The 19,827-nt window shown below is 70.7% G+C and carries 20 protein-coding genes and 1 pseudogene; 17 read left to right on the top strand and 4 right to left on the bottom strand.

Annotation, left to right across the window (positions count from 1 at the left end; all coding sequences use genetic code 11):
• Positions 1-41: 41 nt before the first annotated feature.
• Both phnD and KO353_RS00975 read right to left on the bottom strand, forming a co-directional pair.
• Positions 42-1,019: a phosphate/phosphite/phosphonate ABC transporter substrate-binding protein gene (phnD, locus tag KO353_RS00970; RefSeq protein ID WP_218285934.1), complete on the bottom strand. Its 978-nt coding sequence runs from the start codon at positions 1,017-1,019 to the stop codon at positions 42-44.
• Positions 1,020-1,158: 139 nt separating this feature from the next.
• Positions 1,159-1,512 carry a tRNA-binding protein gene (locus KO353_RS00975; protein ID WP_218285935.1) on the bottom strand — a complete coding sequence of 118 codons (354 nt, stop codon included), beginning with the start codon at positions 1,510-1,512 and terminating at the stop codon, positions 1,159-1,161.
• Between the two features lie 230 nt (positions 1,513-1,742).
• Here KO353_RS00975 and KO353_RS00980 point away from each other — a divergent pair, with 230 nt between their 5' ends.
• The 12 genes and pseudogenes from KO353_RS00980 to KO353_RS01030 all read left to right on the top strand — a co-directional run bounded on the left by KO353_RS00980 (position 1,743) and on the right by KO353_RS01030 (position 12,013).
• A complete protein-coding gene (locus KO353_RS00980) occupies positions 1,743-2,528 on the top strand; it encodes an SDR family NAD(P)-dependent oxidoreductase (RefSeq protein ID WP_218285936.1) in 786 nt (261 codons plus the stop codon).
• Positions 2,529-2,569: 41 nt separating this feature from the next.
• Positions 2,570-4,171, top strand: a complete 1,602-nt coding sequence (gene ggt / locus KO353_RS00985; protein WP_218285937.1) for a gamma-glutamyltransferase — start codon at positions 2,570-2,572, stop codon at positions 4,169-4,171.
• A gap of 27 nt (positions 4,172-4,198) precedes the next feature.
• Entirely contained in the window at positions 4,199-5,716 is a 1,518-nt protein-coding gene (locus KO353_RS00990; protein WP_328774486.1) for an amidase, read from the top strand.
• Positions 5,717-5,822: 106 nt separating this feature from the next.
• Positions 5,823-6,245 carry an SH3-like domain-containing protein gene (locus KO353_RS00995; RefSeq protein WP_218285939.1) on the top strand — a complete coding sequence of 141 codons (423 nt, stop codon included), beginning with the start codon at positions 5,823-5,825 and terminating at the stop codon, positions 6,243-6,245.
• Positions 6,242-6,418 (top strand): nitrile hydratase subunit alpha, encoded by a 177-nt coding sequence (locus tag KO353_RS01000; protein WP_218285940.1) that lies wholly within the window; start codon positions 6,242-6,244, stop codon positions 6,416-6,418. Before KO353_RS00995 ends, KO353_RS01000 begins: the two co-directional genes overlap by 4 nt.
• A gap of 31 nt (positions 6,419-6,449) precedes the next feature.
• Positions 6,450-7,652: an ABC transporter substrate-binding protein gene (locus tag KO353_RS01005; protein WP_218285941.1), complete on the top strand. Its 1,203-nt coding sequence runs from the start codon at positions 6,450-6,452 to the stop codon at positions 7,650-7,652.
• A gap of 40 nt (positions 7,653-7,692) precedes the next feature.
• Entirely contained in the window at positions 7,693-8,613 is a 921-nt protein-coding gene (locus tag KO353_RS01010; protein WP_218285942.1) for a branched-chain amino acid ABC transporter permease, read from the top strand.
• Positions 8,606-9,583, top strand: a complete 978-nt coding sequence (locus KO353_RS01015) for a branched-chain amino acid ABC transporter permease (RefSeq protein WP_218285943.1) — start codon at positions 8,606-8,608, stop codon at positions 9,581-9,583. The genes KO353_RS01010 and KO353_RS01015 overlap by 8 nt, the downstream gene beginning before the upstream one ends.
• Positions 9,584-9,647: 64 nt before the next feature.
• A pseudogene (locus KO353_RS16950) lies at positions 9,648-10,091 on the top strand (ATP-binding cassette domain-containing protein); the annotation flags it as partial.
• 102 nt (positions 10,092-10,193) lie between these two features.
• A complete protein-coding gene (locus KO353_RS16955; protein WP_407928219.1) occupies positions 10,194-10,331 on the top strand; it encodes an ABC transporter ATP-binding protein C-terminal domain-containing protein in 138 nt (45 codons plus the stop codon).
• Positions 10,324-11,022 (top strand): ABC transporter ATP-binding protein, encoded by a 699-nt coding sequence (locus tag KO353_RS01025; RefSeq protein WP_328774487.1) that lies wholly within the window; start codon positions 10,324-10,326, stop codon positions 11,020-11,022. Before KO353_RS16955 ends, KO353_RS01025 begins: the two co-directional genes overlap by 8 nt.
• A 148-nt stretch (positions 11,023-11,170) precedes the next feature.
• Positions 11,171-12,013: an alpha/beta hydrolase gene (locus KO353_RS01030; RefSeq protein ID WP_218285945.1), complete on the top strand. Its 843-nt coding sequence runs from the start codon at positions 11,171-11,173 to the stop codon at positions 12,011-12,013.
• Here KO353_RS01030 and KO353_RS01035 read toward each other — a convergent pair.
• Together KO353_RS01035 and KO353_RS01040 are read right to left on the bottom strand one after the other, a co-directional pair.
• The gene (locus KO353_RS01035) at positions 11,999-13,075 is read right to left on the bottom strand and encodes an AbrB family transcriptional regulator (RefSeq protein WP_218285946.1); all 1,077 of its coding nucleotides are present in this window, start codon (positions 13,073-13,075) and stop codon (positions 11,999-12,001) included. The two genes, KO353_RS01030 and KO353_RS01035, sit on opposite strands and share 15 nt — an antisense overlap.
• A 9-nt stretch (positions 13,076-13,084) precedes the next feature.
• Positions 13,085-13,354, bottom strand: a complete 270-nt coding sequence (locus KO353_RS01040) for an Lrp/AsnC ligand binding domain-containing protein (RefSeq protein WP_218285947.1) — start codon at positions 13,352-13,354, stop codon at positions 13,085-13,087.
• Positions 13,355-13,683: 329 nt separating this feature from the next.
• On the opposite strand from KO353_RS01040, the gene KO353_RS01045 reads away from it, so the two are divergent.
• From KO353_RS01045 to KO353_RS01065, 5 genes are read left to right on the top strand one after another with little or no spacing between them, the layout of a single operon-like run.
• Positions 13,684-14,733, top strand: coding sequence for an ABC transporter ATP-binding protein (locus KO353_RS01045; protein ID WP_235691964.1), 1,050 nt, complete (start codon positions 13,684-13,686; stop codon positions 14,731-14,733).
• 13 nt (positions 14,734-14,746) lie between these two features.
• The gene (locus tag KO353_RS01050; protein ID WP_218285948.1) at positions 14,747-14,950 is read left to right on the top strand and encodes a hypothetical protein; all 204 of its coding nucleotides are present in this window, start codon (positions 14,747-14,749) and stop codon (positions 14,948-14,950) included.
• Positions 14,947-16,359 carry an amidase gene (locus tag KO353_RS01055; RefSeq protein WP_218285949.1) on the top strand — a complete coding sequence of 471 codons (1,413 nt, stop codon included), beginning with the start codon at positions 14,947-14,949 and terminating at the stop codon, positions 16,357-16,359. The genes KO353_RS01050 and KO353_RS01055 overlap by 4 nt, the downstream gene beginning before the upstream one ends.
• A gap of 8 nt (positions 16,360-16,367) precedes the next feature.
• Positions 16,368-17,372, top strand: coding sequence for an ABC transporter ATP-binding protein (locus KO353_RS01060; protein ID WP_218285950.1), 1,005 nt, complete (start codon positions 16,368-16,370; stop codon positions 17,370-17,372).
• Positions 17,373-17,412: 40 nt separating this feature from the next.
• Positions 17,413-19,758, top strand: a complete 2,346-nt coding sequence (locus tag KO353_RS01065) for a xanthine dehydrogenase family protein molybdopterin-binding subunit (protein ID WP_218285951.1) — start codon at positions 17,413-17,415, stop codon at positions 19,756-19,758.
• The last annotated feature ends 69 nt before the right edge of the window (positions 19,759-19,827 follow it).

The following is a 19,827-nucleotide window of genomic DNA, read 5'->3' on the forward strand; positions in this document are numbered from 1 at the left end:
ACCGGGCGATGGCCGCCCCCGTTCAAGCGGCGATGGCGCCCTCAGCGGCAGGTATAGCTGACGCCGGAGGCCGTATCGACGTCGCGGATCACCGCCCAGTGCTGCTTGTAGGTGATCGGGATGAACGTCTCGGCCGGAGGGGTGTTCTTCCCGAATTCGGCAAGCAGCGCCGTGCCCTCCCAGTTGAAGGAGAAGAACGCGTCGCGGATCTGCGCCTGCAGCGCCGGTGTGAGGTTGTGCGCCGTGCCGTAGGCCGTCGTCGGGAACGCGTCACTCTTGTAGATCGAGCGGATCGCATCGCGCGGCACGACGTTCCGCTCGAACATTCGGAACATCACGCTGTTGGCGATGGGGGCAGCGTCGTAGTCGCGGTTGGCGACGCCCGTGACGCTGTTGTCGTGCCGGCCCGAGAACGACACCCGGTAGTCCCGGCCTTCCTGCAGGCCGAACTTCTCCCGCAGAAGCCAGGACGGATACTTGTAGCCCGAGTTCGACGTTGGCGCGGAGAAGGCGACGTGTCGGCCCTTGAGGTCCTCCACCCGCTGGATCGGGCTGTCGCGATGGACGATGATCTCCATGTTGTAGCCGTAGGAGCCGTCACGCGAGGCCATCATCGCGAATGGCACGAAGCCGGCACAGTTGACGGCGAGCGGAACGGAGCCGGTGTTGAACCCGGCGACATGCAGCCGCCCGGCTCGCATCGCCTCGATCTGCGCCGCGTTGGACTGCACCGGGAAGAACTGCACCTGACGCCCCGTCACCTTGGCGAGGTGGTCGAGGAACTCGGCCCACACACGGCGATACACGGCCGGGTCCTCGACCGGCGTGTAGGCGAAGATGAGCGTGCGTGGGTCAACGAGCTGGCGCGCGTCGGTCGGGGTGTCGGCGACGAGGTCGCCGTCGCGGTCGCAGAACCGGGAATCGAGCGTGCCGCGCGGGCACTGTTCCTGCGCCGCCGCCGGCGTGGCGGCGAGGCCCATGAGCAGCCCGATGGCTGCGGCGGTTGCGACTGTCCTCATCGCGTGGTCTCCCTCTCTCCCGGCCTTCCGACCGCCGCCGAACGGGCGGCGAGGCGCACTCGCGGCGCAAATACGGGCGCCGGGTTGATCAGGCAAATGACAGAACCATGACAGATGCGTCCAGTCGTTCCGCGCGCCGTCAGAACAGCCGGCCGCCATCCGGCACCTTGAAGTCGGGCCGGACGAGCACCACCCCGCCGTCCTCGTCAGGGAAGCCGAGCACCAGGAACTGGCTCTCAAAGCCGGCGATCCGCTTCGGCGGGAAGTTCACCACGCCCGCTACCTGCCGGCCGATCAGCGCGTCGGGCTTGTAGTGGACGGTGAGCTGCGCCGAGGTCTGGCGCGTTCCGATGATCGGGCCGAAATCGACCCAGAGCTTGATCGATGGCTTCCGCGCCTCGGGGAAAGGTTGCGCGTCGATCACCGTGCCCACGCGGATCTCCACCCGCTCGAAGTCCTCCCAGGCGATCGTCCCTGGCCTGCCTCCCTCCATGACGAGCCCTCCCGAAGCCCGGGGCGATCATGGCCGAGGGCGTCGGGCTTGTCATGGCCCCCTGGCTCCCCTGGGTCACCTCGGCCTGTCAGAGCGGATCTGCGGCGGCGGTCATTCCCCGCGGCGGGCCGACCCGCCCGCGACCGTCTCCCCCTCTGTGTCGATGGCGGCTGGACCGCGGAGGAACGGCGTGGCATCAGCCGCCGCGTCAGCCAAAGGAGGGAGGGCAGATGGTGGTCGCTGGCTCCGAGACGCGGTTCCCGACGACGCCGAGCTTCCGGCTCGACGGGCAAAGGGCGCTGGTGACGGGCGCCTCGAAGGGCATCGGCCGGGCGGTCGCGATCGCCTTCGCCGAGGCCGGTGCGGAGGTGCTACTGACCGCCCGCTCCCTGCCCGAGATGGAGGCGACGGTCGAGGGGCTCGCGGCGAAGGGGCTCGCGGCGAGGGCGCGCACCCTCGATGCGACCGACCGCGCCGCCGTGCGCGCCCTTGTCGACGCCGAGGGGCCATTCGACATCCTGTTCAACAACGCCGGAACCAACATCCGCAAGCCCTTCCTCGAGGCGTCCGACGCCTCGATCGATGCGCTGATCGACCTCAATATCCGTGCCGCGATCACGGTCGCCCAGGCGGTCGCGAGAGGCATGGTCGCTGCCGGGAAGGGGGGGGCGATCATCAACGTCTCCTCCGTCAACGGCCATGTCGCAGGCGTGAACCGAAGCATCTACACGGCCTCGAAGCACGCGATCGAGGGCCTGACCAAGGCGATGGCGGTCGAGCTCGGGGCGAAGGGAATCCGCGTCAACGCCATCTGCCCGACCTTCATCGAGACCCCGCTCACCGCGGGCGTTCTCTCCGACAAGGCCTTCCTCGAGCGGACGATCCGGGCCATCCCGATCGGGCGGATCGGCCAGGTGGAGGACGTGATGGGGGCGGCGGTGTTCCTCGCCTCGCCGGCGGCGGCGCTGATCAACGGTGCGTCGCTTCTGATCGATGGCGGCCTCGTCTGTGTCTGAGCCGAGGGCAGAGAGGGTGAGACAAGAACAGGGCTTCTCTGATGCGTGACTTCCACCGCCCCGGCCGAAGCCCGGCGCGCGGCACGCGCGGCATGGCTGCGACCTCGATGCCGGTGGCCACACTCGCCGCGCTCGACGTGCTGCGCGCGGGCGGCAACGCCCTTGATGCCGCGATCGCCGCTGCCGCCGTTCTTGGCGTCGTCGAGCCGCACTCCACAGGCATCGGCGGCGACTGCTTCTGCCTCTACGCTCCCGCCGGAACCGGCGAGGTGATCGCGATGAACGGCTCGGGCAAGGCGCCAGCCGCGGCGAGCATCGACTGGTTCGAGGCCGAAGGACTCACCGCTCTCGACCCGACCTCGGCCCATAGCGTGACCATCCCCGGCGCGGTTCGGGCGTGGGAGGCGCTCGCCAACGCGCACGGGCGCAAGGGGCTCGATGAGCTCCTGCAACCGGCGATCCGCTTGGCCGAGGAGGGCCACCCGGTTCATGACCGCGTGGCGACCGACTGGGCGGCCGCGACCGCGAAGCTCGCCGCCGACCCTGACAGCCGCGTGCGCTTCCTCTTTGACGGCACCGCACCCCCGCCCGGCTTCGTGTTCCGCCAGCCCGAGCTCGCCGCCACCCTGCGCCGGATCGCTCGGGAGGGATCGAAGGGCTTCTACGAAGGCCCGGTGGCGGCGGACATGGTGGCGAAGCTGCGCGCCCGCGGCGGGCTGCACACGGAGGAGGACTTCGCCAACGCCACCGCCGAGTTCGTGACGCCGATCCGGTCGCGCTGGAAGGGGCACGAGATCGTGCAGTGCCCGCCGAACGGCTCTGGCCTTCTGGTGCTGATGATCGCGGGCATTCTCGAGGGCTTCGCGCCTGCCGAAGCCGGACCGATGTCGGCCGAGCGCTGGCACCGGCATATCGAGGCGGCGCGGCTCGCCTATCGTGACCGTGACGCCTTCCTTGCCGACCCGGCACAGGTCGAGGTGCCGGTCGCTCGCCTGACCTCGCCCGACTATCTCAGCGCGCTGCGAGAGGTGATCGACCCTGCCCGCGCGATGCGCGAGCTTCCGCCAGCGGGGCTCGCGGCACGTCTGCCCGCGCATGCCGACACCGTCTATCTCTGCGTGGTGGACGGAGAGGGCAACGCCTGCTCGTTCATCAATTCGCTGTTCCAGAGCTTCGGGTCGGGAATCCTCGCCCCCGGCTCGGGCGTGATGCTGCACAATCGCGGCTACGGGTTCCGGCTCGAACGCGGCCACCCGAACTGCATCGCGCCCGGCAAGCGTCCGCTTCACACGATCATTCCGGGGCTTCTCGTGAAGGACGGGCGCGCCGTGATGCCCTTCGGCGTGATGGGCGGGCACTACCAGCCGATGGGGCAGACCACGTTCCTCGCCAATCTGTTCGACTACGGCATGGACCTCCAGGAGGCGCTCGATGCGCCGAGGCTCTTCCCCTGGGCGGGCAAGGTCCAGGTTGAGCGCGGCATTCCGGACGCGACTCTCGACGCCCTCGCACGCCTCGGCCATGTGCCTGAGCGCGTCGAGCTGCCGCTCGGCGGCGGCCAGGCGATCTGGATCGACCACGCCTCGGGCTCCCTCGTGGGCGCGTCCGATCCGCGCAAGGACGGTTGCGCGATGGGCTTCTGAGCCGCGGGCCACTGGGAAGGGATGCCGATGAGCAACACGGCGCTTTGCGAGCTCTCTGCGATCGAGCAACGCCGGCTGATCGGGCGCAATACGATCAGCCCGGTCGATCTCCTCGATGCGCATCTCGCCCGCATCGAGCAGGTCAACCACGCCGTCAACGCGATCGTCTCGATCGACGAGGCGGGGGCGCGAGCGGCCGCGAAGGCGGCAGAGGCGGCGGTGATGGCGGGCGAGGACCTGCCGCTCCTGCACGGCCTGCCCGTCGGCATCAAGGATCTCGAGGAGACGAAGGGGCTGCGCACGACCTATGGCAGCCCCCAGTTCGCCACCTTCGTTCCGGAGGAGGATTGCGGCATGGTCGCGTCGCTGCGCGCGGCCGGGGCGGTGATCGTCGGCAAGACCAACACACCCGAGTTCGGCGCCGGCGCCAACACGATCAACCCCGTGTTCGGGCCGACCGGAAACCCCTTCGACCCGGCCCGTTCCTGCGCCGGCTCCTCGGGCGGTTCGGCGGTCGCGCTCGCAACCGGCATGGTGCCCCTTGCCACCGGCTCGGATCTCGGCGGGTCGCTGCGCAACCCGGCAGCCTATTGCGGTATCGTCGGCTTCCGGCCCTCGCCCGGTCTTGTGCCGTCGGAGAAGCGCGGTTTGGGCTGGTATCCTGCCTCGGTGCTCGGGCCGATGGCGCGCAACGTGCCCGACCTCGCGTTCCTGCTCGCCGCGATGGTCTCCGACGACCCGCGCGACCCGCTTTCGCGCGCAGTGTTCGGGCGGAAGATGGTCGCGCCCGCCGAGTTCCACCCGCTGCCGGAGCTCGACCCCGCGGCGCTGCGCGTGGCCGTTACGGCAGATTTCGGCTTCGCACCGACCTCGGCGGAGGTGCGCAGCCTGTTCGCCGATCGCGTCGCGCGGTTCCGCGGCCTGTTCGCCTCCGTCACCGAAGCCCATCCTGACATGACGGGCGCTGAGCGCGCCTTCGGTGTGCTTCGGGCTGAGGCGTTCCTCGCCAAGCACCTTCCCACCTACACCACCGCGCGCCACATGCTCGGGCCGAACGTCGTCGAGAATGTCGAGGAGGGGCTCCGCTACACGCTTGCCGACATGGCAGAGGCGCACGTGCTTCAGACGCAGATCTACCGCCGCTTCGGCGCGTTTTTCCGCGAGGTCGATCTGATCATCTCGCCGGCGATGACGGTGCAGCCGACGCCCTGGACCGAGCTTGCGCCGCGCGAGATCGACGGCAGGAGGCTTTCCACTTACTACGCCTGGCTCGCGCTTGCCTACGGCGTGACCCTCTCGACGCACCCGGCGATCGTCCTGCCTTGCGGCGTCGATTCGCGGGGCCTGCCCTTCGGCATCCAGATCGTCGGCCCGCGCGGCGGGGACGCGTTCCTGCTCGCCGCCGCCGCCGCGATCGAGCGGGCGCTCGCCCTCATCCCGGGCTGCGGGCGGCCCGTTCCCGATCTCGAGACGCTCGCCAAGGCGCCGCCGATCCACTCGCTTCCGGGAGCGGATATGCTCGCCCATGTCGGCCGCGCCGCCTGACCCGGCGCTTCGGATCGGCCTGGAGCCATGCCCGAAGCCCCTTTTTCCCCCGCATAAGGGCGAAGGGCGGCGAGACTTGCCGCAGGGCGCGGCGCGGCTAGGATTGATGCATGATCACAGGCCCGGAACGAGGCGGACGCCACGACACGGGTGGCGACAGCCGCGGCTGCTCGCCCAATCCGTCGCGGCCGACGCGCGCTGGCACGTCGCGGGCGAGTGGGGCGTGAACGCCCGCTTCCGCCCAGGCGATGCGGTTCGGGTCGCCGCCGAACGGCCGGCGATCTCGGCCGGCCGCCCGCACTTCCGCACGCCGCACTACGTGCGCGGGCGGAACGGCGTCGTGGCCGAGGTGATGGGCCCGTTCTGCAACCCGGAAGGGCTCGCGACCGGAGGCGACGGACTGCCGATGCAGGTTCTCTACCGCATCCGCTTCTCCAAGCCGCAGCTCTGGCCCGACTATGCCGGGCCGGGCGATGACCCGCTCGAGGTCGAGATCTACGAGCACTGGCTGGAGCCGCACGATGCATGATCCGCACAGGCCTGAGGATCGCGATGGCCGCGCGCGCGCAGCATAGGGCGGCCATCCCTCGCTCTCCGCTCCTGCCGCCGCGCTCGGCCGGGACGGAGGGCAGGAACGAGGCGGAGCTCTTCGCGCTCCTGGCGCGCGGCCGCATGATCGGGCCGGCCGTTGCGGCCGCGTGAGCGTTCAGGACCAGAGGGGGGAGTTCATCGCATGACCATACGCCGCCGCCGCCTGCTTGGCACCGCCGCCGCCCTGCCTCTGGCGCCGGCTGCCATCGGAGGCCTCGCTGCGCCTGCGATCGCCCAACGCGCCCCGATCAGGATCGGCATGATCACCACCCTCTCCGGCCCCGGGGCGGCGCTCGGCAACGATATCCGCGACGGGTTCGCTCTCGTCGTGAAGAACGCAGGCGGCCGGCTCGGCGGCTACCCGGTGGAGGTGGTCGTCGCCGATGACGGTCTCCGCCCCGAGAACGGCCGCGCCATCGCCGAACGAATGGTCCGGCGCGAGCGGATCCAGGTTCTCACGGGGATCGTGTTCTCGAACGTGATGCTCGCCGTCGCCCCGGTCGTGCTCGGGCCCGCGACCTACATCAGCGCCAATGCCGGCCCGAGCCAGCTCGCGGGCGAAGGCTGCAACCCGAACTACTTCAACGTTGCGTGGCAGAACGACAACCTGCACGAGGCAGTCGGGCAGTACGTCACGCGGCAGGGGGTGAAGCGCGCCTTCATCCTCGCGCCGAACTATCCGGCCGGGCGGGATGCGCTCACGGGCTTCAAGCGGTTCTACAAGGGCGAGGTCGTGTCAGAGACCTACACCCGCCTCGACCAGCTCGACTATGCCGCGGAGCTCGCCGCGATCCGCGCCGCGAACCCGGAGGCCGTCTTCATCTTCCTCCCCGGCGGCTTGGGCATCAACTTCATCAAGCAGTATGCTGCCGCCGGCCTGCGCGGGCGGATCCCGCTCTACGGCCCCGGCTTCTCCTTCGACCAGGACGTGCTTCCGGCGGTGGGCGACGACGCGCTCGGCTGTTTCAACTCCTCGCAATGGGCGCTCGACCTCCCGTTCCCGGCGAACCGCCAGTTCGTCGACACGTTCGAGGCCGAGTACAAGCGCCTCCCGAGCCTCTATGCGAGCCAGGGCTATGACGCGGCGCTCTTGATCGGTTCGGCGCTCGCAGCGACGCGCGGAGAGGTCAGCGACCGGGCGGCCTTCAACGCCGCGCTCAAGCGGGCCGCGTTCCAGTCGGTTCGCGGGTCGTTCAGGTTCGGCAACAACAACCACCCGATCCAGACGATCTATATGCGTGAGGTGGTGAAAGACGCGCAGGGCCGCATGGTGAACCGAACGATCGGCACGGCGTTCGAGAACCACCAGGACGCCTACGCCGCGCAGTGCAGGCTGCCGGCCTGACCGGCCTGCGGGGGAGCGCCGCCTTCCCCGCCGCTCCACGATGACCGCTCTTCTCTTCGTCGAGCAGACTCTGAACGGGCTGCAGCTCGGCGTGATGCTGTTCATGATCGCCGCAGGGCTGACGCTGATCTTCGGCATCATGGACGTGATCAATCTCGCGCACGGCAGCCTTTACATGGCTGGCGCCTTCGTCGGCGCGACCGTGACCGCGCGCACAGGCTCCTTCGCTCTCGGCGTGCTCGCGGGCGCGGCGGCCGGGGCGCTGATCGCGCTCCTGCTCGAGCTTGCGGTGATCCGCCGCCTCTATGCCCGCGACCATCTCGACCAGGTGCTCGCCACCTACGCCCTGATCCTCACCTTCAACGAGGCGGTGAAGGTGCTGTGGGGCCCGGCTCCGATCTTCCTCGCCGCACCGCCGCTTCTTTCGGGCACGGTCGAGGTTCTGCCGGGCATCCCGTATCCTGCCTATCGGCTTGCGGTCATCGCGGTCGGGCTTGCCGCGGCGCTCTTCCTCGGCTGGCTGATCGGGCGCACGCGGCTTGGCATGCTGATCCGCGCGGGCACGACGAATCGCGAGACGGTCCAGGCGCTCGGGGTCGACATCGGGCTTCTGTTCGCCCTCGTCTTCGCCCTTGGCGGGGCGCTCGCGGGGCTTGCCGGAGTGATGGCAGGTCCGGTGCTCGCGGTGCAGGTGGGCATGGGCGAGCAGATCCTGATCCTCGCCTTCGTCGTCATCGTCGTGGGCGGCCTTGGCAGCGTGCGAGGCGCGATGGCCGGGTCCCTGCTCGTCGGGCTGGCCGACACCTGGGCGCGCGCTCTCCTTCCCGTTCTCTTGCGCGGGCTGTTGCCGCCCGCCGCCGCCGACCAGGTGGCGGCCAATCTCGGCTCGGTCGCCGTCTATCTGCTGATGGCTGTGGTGCTTTCGGTGAGGCCGCAAGGGCTATTCCCGCGCCATGCGTGAGCGGCTCGCGGTCGCGTTTGGCGCGGCGACCTTCGCCGTTGCGCCCTTCGTGCTGGAGGCGCTTGACGAGAGCTTCCTCCTCTCGGTGCTGACGCGGATGCTCGCCTATGCGCTCGCCGCGGCCGCGCTCGACCTCGTGCTCGGCTATGGCGGCATGATGAGCTTCGGCCACGGGGCCTTCCTCGGCACGGGCGCCTATGTCGCGGGGGTGTTGCTCCACCACCGCGCCGAGGGCAGCGCGGTGATGGAGTGGCCCCTGCGTGTCGGCGGCACGGCCGAGGTGCTGATCGCCTGGCCCGCGGCGGCCGCGGTGTGCGGGGTGCTCGCCGCCGCGATCGGCGCGATCAGCCTGCGCACGCGCGGAGTGCATTTCATCATGATCACGCTTGCATTTGCGCAGATGGTCTATTTCCTCGTGCTCGCCCTGCCGCAATACGGCGGCACGGACGGGCTGATGATCCCCTCCCGCAACGTGCTCGCCGGCTGGCCGCTCGCGGGGGACGCGCCGCTCTACTGGGTGGCGCTCGTGCTGCTAGCTCTGTTCCTCGTTTTCGCGCGCAGGGCGATGGCGTCGCGCTTCGGGCTCGCGCTCCGCGGCGCGCGCATGAACGAGCGCCGGGCGCTCGCTCTCGGCCTGCCCGTCTATCGCCTGCGGCTCGTGGCCTTCACCCTCTCCGGTGCCGTGACCGGCCTTGCCGGCGCGATCCTTGCCAACCAGGCCTCCTTCGTTTCGCCCGACCTCCTCTCCTGGCAGCGATCGGGAGAGCTGCTCGTGATGGTGATCCTTGGCGGCCAGGGAACGCTCTTTGGCCCGGTGCTCGGCGCGCTTGCGCTGCTCGCGGCGGAGGAGGAGCTCGCGCAGATCACCGAACACTGGATGCTCGTCCTCGGCCCGGTTCTTCTGCTCGTCGTGCTGTTCTTCCGCGGCGGCCTCTGGCGCGTTGTGGCGGGGGTTCGTGGCGATGCCTGAACCGCTCCTTGAGGCCGTGGGCCTCACCCGCCGCTTCGGCGCGCTCGCCGCGAACGAGGACGTTTCGCTGACGCTTCTTTCCGGCGAGTGCCATGCGGTGATCGGGCCGAACGGCGCGGGCAAGTCCACGCTCGTCGCCATGCTTGCCGGAGAGCAGCGTCCGGACTCGGGAAGGGTTCTGCTGGCGGGCGAGGATGTCACGGTGCTCGGCCCTGCCCGGCGGGCGCGGCGGGGAATCGCGCGCAGCTTCCAGATCACCCAGCTCTGCCGCGGCCTCACGGTGCGTGAGAACGTGATGCTCGCGGTCCAGGCAGCGGAGGGCCGGAGCTTCCGCTTCTTCCGGCCGGTGCGTAGCGACGCTTCCCTGACCGCGGCGGCCGACTCCGCGCTCGCCGACGCAGGTCTCTCGTCCCGTGCCGAGACGCCCGCCGCGCGTCTCAGCCACGGCGAGCAGCGCCAGCTCGAGCTTGCGCTCGCGCTTGCCCAACGCCCGCGCGTGCTTCTGCTCGACGAGCCGGCGGCAGGGCTCGGCGCGGCCGAGACGCCGGCGCTTACCCGACGCCTCGCCTCGCTCAAGGGCAGGGTGGCGATGCTTCTTGTCGAGCACGACATGGACACGGTCTTCGCTCTTGCCGACCGGATCACCGTTCTTGCCGGCGGGCGCGTCATCGCCTCAGGCACGCCGCAGGCCATCCGGGCCGACCGTGCGGTGCGCGAGGCCTATCTCGGCGAGGTCGTCGATGCCTGAGACGCTGCTCGAGGTGAGCGGCATCGCCGCGTTCTACGGTGCCGCCCAGGCGCTGTTCGGCGTCTCACTTTGCGTGCGCGAGGGAGAGGCGTTGGCGCTTCTCGGCCGGAACGGCATGGGCAAGACGACGACGATCCGCGCGATCCTCGGCCTCACCCCGCCCGCCTCGGGCAGCGTGCGCTTCGCCGGCCGACCGCTTTCGGGGCTCGCGCCGCACCGGATCGCCCGGCTCGGCCTCGGCCTCGTGCCGGAGGGGCGGCAGGTGTTCCCCACTCTTACGGTCGCCGAGAACCTGGTCGCGACTGCGCGGCCCGGGCCGTGGACGGTCGCGCGCGTGACGGCGCTGTTTCCGCGCCTTGCCGAGCGTGCGCGGCAGCCCGCACGCACGCTCTCGGGCGGCGAGCAGCAGATGCTCGCGATCGGCCGCGCGCTGATGACCAACCCGAGGCTCCTGATCCTCGACGAGGCGACGGAGGGACTCGCCCCACTCATCCGCGCCGAGATCTGGGCCGTGCTCGGGCGGCTGAAGGCCGAGGGGCTCTCGATCCTTGTGGTGGACAAGGACGTGCGCGCTCTCTCCGCTCTTGCCGATCGTTTCGTCGTGCTCGAGAAAGGGCGCGTGGCCTGGGAGGGGCAGGGCGCTTCTCTCCTTGCGGACACGCCGCGTCTGCATGCGCTGCTCGGCGTCTGAGGCGCGCGGCGATGGGTGCGGCGCGTCACGCCTCGATACGGTCCGGGATCAGGGGCCGAAAACGGGGTGACGCGGAGGGTCTGCGCATGGTCCTGAAAGGCGACGCGGCCTTCGAGCCATCCGGCGCGGCTGAGCGAGGGGTGCGTGGATGAACGACCTATCCTGGGGCTATCTCGAGAAACAATACGCGACCGTGACGGCCGTGCCGGACTACCCGGCGATCGCGGCGCGCTGGGCGAAGCACTCGGCCGAAGCCGTGCTGCGCTTCCGCCCCGAGGCGATCGCCTACGGCACGGGCGAGCGCCGCATGATCGACCTCTACCGTCCCGAGGGGGTGGCCGAGCCGCCGGTCCTGCTTTTCATCCATGGCGGCTACTGGCAAAGGCGGCACCGGCGAGACTTCGCGTTCATCGTCGAGCCCTGGCTTGCGCGCGGCATCGCGGTCGCCATGCCGGGCTACCCGCTCTGTCCGGAGGTGACAATGGCGGCGCTGATCGAGGATGTGCGCACCGCCACTGTGACACTCTGGAACGCCGCGCCCGAACTCGGCCTGTCGCGGCGCTGGCTCGCGGGCGGCCATTCCGCCGGCGGCCATCTTGCGGCGTCCCTCGCCGCGACCGATTGGGGCGTGCGCGGGGCGCACGATCTCGCCTTCGTGGGCGTTCTGCCCTCGTCCGGCGTGTTCGACCTCCCGCCCTTGCTCGGCACCACGCTCAACATCGCGCTCGGGCTTGACTACCTCGAGGCGATGCGGCTCTCGGCCCTCTATCTCGCGCCGCCGAAGGGACTTCGGGTGATCGCCGCCGTCGGCGGGGCGGAGAGTGGGGAGTTCCTGCGCCAGAGCCAGGGGCTCGCGCGGCGCTGGACCGCGGCCGGAGCGCAGGCCGCTGTGCTCGAACTCCCCGGCCGGAACCACTTCACCGTCCAGGACGCCTGGGCCGAGCCCGACGGCGCTCTGTTCGCCGCCGCCTTGGGGCTACTCTCCGCCTGAGCGGCCGAGCGTCCGTTCCGCCCATGCATAGAGGCGCCAGAGCGGCAGGACGAACAGGTTGCAGATCAGAAGCCGCACGAGGTGGAAGCCGAGCACGAGCGGCACGCCGAGATTCATCACCTTCGCGGTGATCGCCATCTCCGGCATGCCGCCCGGGGCGGTGCCGAGCAGTGTCGCCTGAAGCGGCAGGCGCGCCAGCACCACGCAGGCGAGCGCGATGCCCGTGGCGCACAGCGAGAGCAGCAGCATGTTGACGACACTCGCGACGACGAGGGGGCGGCTGCGGAACAGGAACTCGCGCGTGAGCCGCGCGCCGAGGGTCGCGCCCAGCGCAACTTGCGCGGCGTCGACGAGCGGCCCCGGCAGGCCAGACAGCGGCCGCCCTGCCACCGCGAGGCAAAGAGAGACCAACACCGGCCCCATCATCCACGGGTTGGCGAGGCCCGTGCGGTGCATCAGGAACGCCCCGGTGACGGTCAGCGCGAACAGGACCGGCAGCATCGGCCACAAGACCGGCGGCGGGGTGAAGGAGAACACGTCCTGGCCGGATGTGCCGAAGGCGGCCATCGCGACCGGGTAGGTCAGCACCACGAGCACCATGCGCAGCGTCTGCCCGAGCGTGACGGCGGGAACAGAGGCGCCGGCACGGGCGGCAAGCACCACCATGGCGACGATGCCGCCAGGCACAGAGAGAAAGAACGCTGTCCTGGTGTCGAGCCTGCCGACCCGTGCCGTGACGCGTGAGACCGTCACGCCGGAGAGGACGGACGCGAAGCCCGCGAGCACGAGCGCAGGCAGGCTCGCGGCGAGCGCTTCGAGCACGGGCGGGGTGAAGGCCTGGCCGAAGCCGGTGCCGAGTACGATCAGAGCCGCTTGGCGGGCAACGGACGGCGCGGCGGGCGCGGCGCCGGCAAGGCCCGCGCCGGCGACCGCGACCATCGCGCCGATCATCCAGGCGAGCGGAATGCCGAGGCGATGGGCAGCGAAGCCTCCGAAGGCGGCAAGCGCGAGCGTCGCCGCCCAGAGGCCGGCCTGCCGCGCGGTGGCGCGTGGAGGTGCCACAAGCGGCCGCTATCGATCTCCGCCGCGTGCGCCGCCGCCGGCGAACGCGTTGAACGTGATCAGCGTGAAGGTGTCCTTCACGCCGGGCAGGCCCTGGACCTTCTCGGTCACGAACAGTCCCGGATCGTCGCCAGGCTCGAGATAGAACTTGCCGAGGAGGTCGTACTGGCCGGAGATCGAGTAGATCTCGGAGACTTCCGGGATCCGGTCCACCGCCTCGCGCGCCGTCTCGTAGGCTCGGCCCATCTCGCACTTGATCAGGACGAAGAGCGGTCGCATGCGATTCTCTCCCCGTTCGCTTGCGGGAGCCTATGGGGAGGGGCGGGGAGGGGCAAGCCGCCCCCGGCAGGCAGCCGGCTCGGCGCAACGCCGCTGCCGTCCTGCACCGCCCTGGCGCCGGCCGAGAAGCCGACCAGCGCTCGCGGTCTGCAGCGAGATCCGCGTCCACTGACCGTCGCGCGCCAGACGGCCGTGCTGCCCTGTGGCGGACCGATCGGGGCTCCGGCGTGGCGGCACATCTGGCGGCACATCTATTGCTAGGATTTTGACCTGTTGGGGCTCGGCTGGTGCCGATTGCGCCCAAGGCCTCGTGGGGAGACAAAGCACCCATGATCGCGACCGCGATGCGCGGGACGGACAGGAGAGACATTGGCGGCCCGGCCCAGCCGTTGCTCATCGTGCGCGACCTCAAGCGCCACTTCCCGATCAAGGGGGGCCTGTTCAACCGGTCCATCGGAACCGTGCAGGCGGTCGACGGCGTGTCGTTCACGGTGCTGAAAGGAGAGACGCTCGGCATCGTCGGGGAATCGGGTTGCGGCAAATCGACCACCGCGCGGCTTCTGATGCGTCTGATCGAGCCCGACTCGGGCGAGGTGATCTTCGACGGCGAGTCGGTGGGGCCCGGCGGGATGTCGCTCACCGAGATGCGTCGGCAAATGCAGATGGTGTTCCAGGACAGCTACGCCTCGCTCAACCCGCGCCTGCCGATCGAGGACAGCATCGCCTTCGCGCCGACGGTTCACGGCGTGCCGAAGGCCAAGGCTCGGGCCAAGGCGCGGGAGCTTCTCGCCGCCGTCGGCCTCGCGCCGGAGCAGTTCGCCCGCCGCTACCCACACGAGCTCTCGGGCGGGCAGAGGCAGCGGGTGAACATCGCGCGCGCGCTTGCTCTGGAGCCGCGCGTGATCGTGCTCGACGAGCCCGTCTCGGCGCTCGACAAGTCGGTCGAGGCACAGGTTCTGAACCTCCTCGTCGACCTCAAGCGCGCCTTCGGCCTCACCTATGTGTTCATCAGCCACGACCTGAACGTGGTGCAGTTCATCTCCGACCGTGTGCTTGTGATGTATCTTGGCCAGGTGGTCGAGATCGGGCCGGTCGAGAAGATCTACGGCGCGCCGCGCCACCCCTACACGCGCGCCTTGCTCGCCTCGCGCCCGTCGATGGACCCGGCGAAGAGGATGACCGAGCCGCCGCTGACCGGCGATCCACCGAACCCGATCAACCCTCCCTCCGGATGCCGCTTCCGCACGCGCTGCGCCTTCGCCGAAGCGGTGTGCGAAGCCAAGGCGCCCGCGCTTGTCGGGGCGGTGGCGGAGGATGATCATCTCGCGGCCTGCCACATGGCGGCGAAGGGCAGCGGCCACAGCCTCGCACCCGCTTGAGAGGAAAGTGCGTATGACAGGTTTCGATGCCAGGGCGGTGAAGGCCATCCTCGAGGGCCTGCACGGGGTCGCCGTCTCGGAGGAGCGCGCCGCCGCGATCGCGCGCGACATCACCACGCTCGCTCGCGGTGTGCGCGAGGCGGCGAAGCGTCTTGCCTTCGAGGAGGAGCCGCAGGGCTTCGCCGCAACCCTCGCTGCGCTCGCGCCGAAGGGATGACCGACGCTCCCGCGAGCGTGGCGGAGGAGGGGGCGGAGACGCTCACGGAGGCGCTCGACGCGCTTGCGTCCGGGCGCACGACGGCGGAGGCGCTCACCGAGCGGGCGATCGCGCGCGCCCGTGCCTGGCAGCCGCAGATCAACGCTTTCATCCGGCTCGACGCCGAGGCCGCGCGTGCCGCCGCCCGCTTCGCGCGGGCGGGGCCGCTCGCCGGCGTGCCGATGGCGCACAAGGACATGATCTACCGCAGCGGCCGCGTCAGCACCTGCGGCAGCACGCTTCGGCGAAACTGGGTCGCTCCCGTGACCGCCACCGTGCTCGCCCGTCTCGACACGGCCGGCGCGATCGACCTCGGCACCTTGAACATGAGCGAGTGGGCGGGCGGGGCCACGGGCCACAACATCCATTTCGGGGATGCATGCAATCCCTGGAACCCGGCGCACGTCACGGGTGGCTCCTCCTCGGGCAGTGCCGCAGCCGTCGCCGCCGGGATCGTGTTCGCGGCCCTCGGCTCCGACACCGGCGGGTCAATCCGGGTGCCGGCCGCGTGCTGCGGTGTCGCCGGGCTCAAACCCACCTGGGGGCGCATCTCGCGCGCAGGCGTCATGCCGCGCGCCCCGAGCCTCGACGTCATCGGCCCGATCGCGCGCACGGTCGAGGACATCGCTGCGGTGCTCGCGGTGATCGCCGGCCCCGATCCCGCCGATCCGACGGCGGCAGACGTTCCGGTACCGGATTATCGTGCCGCCGCGAAGGCGGATGCCCGCGGCATGACGCTCGCCGTGCCCGAGGGGTGGTTCCACGAGGAGCTCGACACTTCCGTCGCCGCGGCGCTCGAGGCGGCGCGGCGCGTGTTCGAGGACTTGGGCGTGCGCGTCATTCCGGTGTCGCTGCCTGACCTTCCCGCGCTGTTCACGCTTCAGGCGGTGGTGACGATGGCGGAGGCGGCGGCCCTGCACGCGCCGATCATGCGGTCCTACCCGGGCTCTTATGCCCGCGGCCTGTTCGAGCGCCAACAGACGGCTCTCGCCATCCCGGCCGCGACCTATCTCGATGCGCTTCGGCTTCGCGGCCCGATGCTTCGGCGCTTCTGTGCCGCCGCCTTCGCTGAGGCCGACGCGCTCCTTGTGCCGGCGCTGCCTTGCGAGGTGCCGACGCGCGCCGAAACCGATGTCGAGGCCTCGGGCGACTGGGGGGCAGTGCATGCGCGGATGGTGCGCAACACCCGCGCCTTCAACTATCTCGGCCTGCCCGCGCTCGCCGTTCCCTGCGGCGTGACCGCCAATGGGTTGCCGACCGCCTTCCAGCTCGCCGGCCCGCCCTTCGCCGAGGCCTCTCTCATCCGCCTCGGCTGCGCCTATCAGCGCGCGACCGACTGGCACCGGCGGCTGCCGCCGCTTCCGTCGTGAGTGACGCCATGCAGACAGCACAGCTCGATGCGCCCGCTGCCGGCACTGCCGCACCGCTCTTGTCGGTGCGCGACCTCACGGTTCGGTTCGTCTCGAAGGAGGCAACCGTGCATGCGGTCAACGGCGTTTCCTTCACCCTCGACCCGGGCGAGGTGCTCGTCATCCTCGGCGAGAGCGGCTCGGGCAAGTCGGTCTCGCTGCGCGCCCTGATGCGGCTTCTGCCGCCGAAGAAGACGGTGATCGGCGGCTCGATCTTGATCGCGGGAGAGGACGTGCTCGCGATGGACGAGCGCGCGCTCGAGGATTTCCGCGGCGGCGTCGTCTCGATGATCTTCCAGGAACCGATGACGGCGCTCGACCCTGTGTTCACCATCGGGCGGCAGATCGCGGAGACGATCATCCGGCACGAGGGGGTGAGCCGGGCGGCGGCGGAGGCGCGCGCTCTCGAGCTCCTCGAGCTCGTGCAGATCCCGTCCGCGAAACGCCGGCTCGCAAGCTATCCGCACGAGCTCTCGGGCGGCCTGCGGCAGCGGGCGATGATCGCGATCGCGCTTGCCTGCCGCCCCAAGCTCCTGCTTGCTGACGAGCCGACCACGGCGCTCGACGCCACCGTGCAGATCCAAATCCTCTTGCTGCTCCGCCGGCTGCAGCGCGAGCTCGGCATGGGCGTGATCTTCGTGACCCACGATCTCGGCGTGGCCGGCGAGATCGCCGATCGTGTGGCGGTGATGTATGCGGGCCGGTTCGTCGAGGAGGGGCCGGTGGGAGAGGTGATGCGTCGGCCCCTGCACCCCTATACCCAGGGGCTGATCGGCTCGACGGTTCATGCCGGCCTCCGCGGAACGCGGCTTGCCGCGATCCCTGGCGCGCCACCCAATCTCGCGCGTCGTCCCGAGGGCTGCGCCTTCGCCCCCCGCTGCAGCCTTGCCGACGATGCTTGCCGCGCCGCTCCGCCGGACGAGCGCCGGCCTGTGCCATTCCACATGGCGCGCTGCCTGCGCGTTGACGCCTGAGGTGGTCGCCGTGGCATCCTGCCGGTGAGGGAGCGACGGGATGGATAGTGTTGAGCGGCGCTTCGGCATCGGCCAGCCGGTGCGTCGGACCGAGGACCCGAGGCTTCTGCGCGGCGATGGCCGTTTCACCGACGACGTCGCGGCGCTCACGGGCGGCGCGCTGCACGCTGTGTTCGTGCGCAGTCCGCACGCGCACGCGCTCATCCGCGGGATCGACGTGCGCGCTGCGCTCGCCCTCCCCGGCGTCGTCGCGGTGGTCACCGGAGAGGAGCTGCGCGCCGCAGGCCGCGGCCACCTGCCCTGCGAGGTGCCGATCACCCAGGCCGACGGGACGCCCGCCCGTTACCCGAGGCGGCTTGCGCTGCCGCACGACGTGGTCAGCCACGTCGGCGAGGCGGTGGCGATGGTGGTGGCCGAGACGGAGGCGGCGGCGCGTGACGGGGCCGAGGCGGTGGCCGTCGACTGGGAGCCGCTTCCGCCCGTGATCGGCCTCTCCCAGGCACGCACCGCGCCGGCGATCCACCCGGACGTGCCCGGAAACCGCGTGTTCCTGTGGCAGGCGGGGGACGCGGCGGCCACAGAACGCGCCTTCGCCTCAGCCGCGAATGTGGTCGAAACACGGCTTCGCGTCACCCGCGTCGCCCCTGCGCCGCTCGAGACGCGCGCGGCGATCGCAGAGTACGACCGCGGAACGGGACGCTGGACCCTCACCACCGCCACCCAGGGAACAGCCGAGGCGCATGGCGAACTCACGGGCTTCGCCCTCGCAACCCCGCGCCAGGCGCTCCGGATCGTCACACCCGATGTCGGCGGCGGGTTCGGGATGAAGAACCACGCCTACCCCGAGCACGTGGCGCTTTTGCATGCCGCTGAGCGGCTCGGCCGGCCGGTGCGCTGGTCAGCCGAGCGGACGGAGGCTTTCCTCTCCGACAGTGCCGGGCGCGACCACGAGATCGAGATCGCGCTCGCCTTCGATCCAGGGCACCGGATCACAGCCGTTCGCTGGCACTGGGTGTCGGATCTCGGCGCCTGGTGCGCCGGCGCCGGGCCCTTCGTCGCGACCCTCGGCGCGCCCCGGATCGCCGCCGGCCCCTACGCCATCGGCACCTACCACCTCGTGAGCGAGGGCTATCTCACCACCACCGCCCCGATCGATGCCTATCGCGGCGCCGGCAAGCCGGAGGCCGCCTTCGTCCTCGAGGTCGCGCTCGACCGGGCGGCGCGTCGCCTCGGCCTCGACCCGGTGGCCCTGCGTCGGATCAACCTCGTCCCCCCGGAGGCGATGCCCTACCGCTCCGTCACCGGACAGGTGTTCGACAGCGGCGACTTCCCGCGCCTGCTCGCGGCCGCCGAGGCCCTGGCCGAGCGTGCCGGCTTCGCGGCGCGGCGCGAGGCGGCGCGCAAGCGAGGGCGGCTGCGCGGCCTCGGCCTTGCCTACTACATCGAGCCCTCCGGGTTCCGCGACAATCGCGTGATGCTTGCCTTCGACCGCACGGGCGGGGTCACCCTCACCACCTCTGCCGTGAGCAACGGGCAGCCGCACGCGACCGTGCTTGCCCAGATCCTGCACGAGCGGCTCCGCATCCCGTTCGACCGGATCAGGGTCGTGCAGGGAGACAGTGACGTGACCGGGTATGCCTCCGGGACGGCGGGGTCGCGCAGCCTCACGCTCTCGGGCATCGGCATACACCGCTGCGCCGAGGCCATCGAAGCCAAGGGCAGGCGGATCGCGGCGCGTCTTCTCGAGGTGTCGGACGCCGACATCGTCGCCGACCGTGGCGTGTTCCGCGTCACCGGAACGGATCGGGCGGTGACCCTCGAGGCGGTGGCCAAAGCGGCGTGGAGCCCGGCCTTCGTTCCGGAGGACGAGAGCCTCGGGCTTGAGGCCTCCGCCCACCCGGTGCAGCGCGTGCCGAACTATCCGAACGGCTGCCATGTGGCCGAGGTCGAGATCGACCCGGAGACGGGCAGGGTGGAGCTTGTTGCCTACACGGCGGTCAACGACTTCGGCGTCGTCGTGAACCCGCTCACCCTCGCGGGGCAGGTGATGGGGGGAATCGCCCAAGGGGCGGGGCAGGTCCTGCTCGAGGAGCTGGTGCACGACCCGGACACCGGCCAGGTGCTCACCGCGAGCCTGATGGACTACGCGCTCCCGCGCGCCGACGACCTTCCACCCTTACGCACCGCGACGATTGAGATCCCCTGCACCACAAACCCACTCGGGGTGAAGGGCTGCGGCGAGGCGGGCTGCGCTGGGTCGCTTCCGGCGGTGCTGAACGCCATCGAGGATGCGCTCGCTTCCGCCGGCGCCGGCCCGATCGACATGCCCGCCACACCTGAGCGTGTGTGGCGGGCGCTGCGGGAGGCGCCGAACACGCGCGCGTGAGCGGGCGTTGCGGTGGGCGGCCCCGTTCCCTTCTTGCTGGAGGAACGGGGGCGTTACATATCGTCACGT

Source organism: Elioraea tepida, assembly GCF_019203965.1.
Taxonomy (GTDB): Bacteria; Pseudomonadota; Alphaproteobacteria; order Acetobacterales; family Acetobacteraceae; genus Elioraea_A; species Elioraea_A tepida.